Genomic DNA, 1,399 nt, shown 5'->3' with positions numbered 1-1,399 from the left:
TAAGGTCCGTATATGGACTCCTCCCCTATGCAAAGCCCCCCGTGCTCTGACGTCCGCGTCGACTGCACACGTATATCCGGCCTCTGACAACCACACCGCTTAGCGGTGTCGGGCCATGATGGGCTAGTCGCGCGCCGGCTCCCAATCGCTTCCGCGTGCTCAAGGGCACATCGACCTTATAGGGTTTTGCCGGCGCCGGTTCGACCGGTTCGCCATCGTGCGGTGGGCTTAGCAATCGTGGTTGGGTGGTATTCGGACGTCTCTTTCAGGCGGCCGCGAGGGCCGGTTGGTAATCGCATTGATGACGTAGAAGCGCCCAAGCCAGCCGGGCGGTCTTGTTGGCCAACGCCACGCATGCCACGTTGGGATGCGCTCGCTGAGCGAGTCGTAGCACCCATTGGCTAAGTCGATCGTCCTTGGCTGGCGCGGTTCGCAACGCTGAGCGAGCGCCGTGCACGAGCAGGGTGCGCACGTAGGCATCGCCGCGTTTGCTAATGCCGAGCAGACGCTCCTTGCCGCCCGAGCTGTGTTGGCGCGGCGTCAGACCTAAGGAAGCGGCCAACTGTCGGCCATTGGCAAACTGCCGGGCATCACCGACGGCGGCGATCAGAGCCGTGGCGACCATGGGGCCCACGCCACGCAACTGCTGCAGGCGCTGAGCCTCCGGGTCGTCGCGTGCCATGCGGGTGATCTCGCGATCCACTTCGCCGATGCGCTCATCCAGTGCGCGCAGGTCGCGCCAAAGACCCTCAAGCACTTGCCGGAAACAGAAGCTCAACCCGTTGCCGCCATCTTCCAGCCACGCCGGCATGGCGTGCCGCAGCGAGCCCATTTCCTTGGGCGCGACCAGCCCGTACTCGGCGACCAGGCCGCGAATCTGATTGCCCTTGGCCGTCCGCTGCTCCACCAAGCTTGCGCGTACCCGGTGTATCGCCTGCAGATCCTGCTGGGCGACGCTCTTCACCGCCACGAAGCGCATGCCTGGCCGGCTCATGGCTTCGCAGATCGCCTCGGCATCCTTGGCGTCGTTCTTGTTGCTCTTCACGTAGGGCTTCACGAACTGTGGGGCGATCAGCTTCACCCGATAGCCCAGCGCTTGCAGCTGCCGTGCCCAGTGATGGGCGCCACCGCACGCCTCCATGCCGATCTCACAACCCGGCTCGGCGACCTCGCGGAGAGCCTGCAGCCAGCGGTCCCTAGGCAAGCGACGGCACCATACGGTTCGCTCGAATCGGTCCGTGCCGTGCAACTGGAAAACCTGCTTGGCGATGTCAACCCCAATGCGCGTAAGCTTCATGGTGGACTCCTCCTCGCTGTGGACTGGTTGTCTCGCAACTCCAGTCTGGCACTCTTAGATGCCGAGGGCGGGGAGGAGTCCATCCCATTGCTTCCGACCCAT

At 64.3% G+C, this 1,399-nt stretch carries 1 protein-coding gene; it reads right to left on the bottom strand.

Annotation, left to right across the window (positions count from 1 at the left end; all coding sequences use genetic code 11):
• Positions 1–265: 265 nt before the first annotated feature.
• Positions 266–1,297: an IS110 family RNA-guided transposase gene (locus tag DVT68_RS20210; RefSeq protein WP_114827014.1), complete on the bottom strand. Its 1,032-nt coding sequence runs from the start codon at positions 1,295–1,297 to the stop codon at positions 266–268.
• Positions 1,298–1,399 lie beyond the last annotated feature (102 nt).

The sequence above is a fragment of the Dyella solisilvae genome (assembly GCF_003351225.1).
Classification (GTDB): domain Bacteria; phylum Pseudomonadota; class Gammaproteobacteria; order Xanthomonadales; family Rhodanobacteraceae; genus Dyella; species Dyella solisilvae.
The sequence above is the reverse complement of the archived record's forward strand: the minus strand, read 5'-3'. Positions and strand labels throughout refer to the sequence as shown.